At 54.2% G+C, this 601-nt stretch carries 2 rRNA genes; both read right to left on the reverse strand.

The window, feature by feature from the left end:
* Nucleotides 1-109, reverse strand: a 5S ribosomal RNA gene (gene rrf / locus F1381_RS27895); the annotation flags it as partial.
* A 95-nt stretch (nucleotides 110-204) separates the two neighbouring features.
* A 23S ribosomal RNA gene (locus tag F1381_RS27900) occupies nucleotides 205-601 on the reverse strand; the annotation flags it as partial.

The following is a 601-nucleotide window of genomic DNA, read 5'->3' on the forward strand; positions in this document are numbered from 1 at the left end:
AGTTCCCTACTCTCGCATGGGGAGACCCCACACTACCATCGGCGCTACGGCGTTTCACTTCTGAGTTCGGCATGGGGTCAGGTGGGACCACCGCGCTAAGGCCGCCAGGCAAATTCTGTTTCATTAACCCGCTTGTCGCCGGTTAATCTAATCTGTATCAGGCTGAAAATCTTCTCTCATCCGCCAAAACATCTTCGGCGTTGTAAGGTTAAGCCTCACGGTTCATTAGTACCGGTTAGCTCAACGCATCGCTGCGCTTACACACCCGGCCTATCAACGTCGTCGTCTTCAACGTTCCTTCAGGAGACTCTAAGTCTCAGGGAGAACTCATCTCGGGGCAAGTTTCGTGCTTAGATGCTTTCAGCACTTATCTCTTCCGCATTTAGCTACCGGGCAGTGCCATTGGCATGACAACCCGAACACCAGTGATACGTCCACTCCGGTCCTCTCGTACTAGGAGCAGCCCCCCCTCAGTTCTCCAGCGCCCACGGCAGATAGGGACCGAACTGTCTCACGACGTTCTAAACCCAGCTCGCGTACCACTTTAAATGGCGAACAGCCATACCCTTGGGACCTACTTCAGCCCCAGGATGTGATGAGC

Source organism: Paenibacillus tengchongensis, assembly GCF_008973665.1.
Classification (GTDB): domain Bacteria; phylum Bacillota; class Bacilli; order Paenibacillales; family Paenibacillaceae; genus Paenibacillus_AQ; species Paenibacillus_AQ tengchongensis.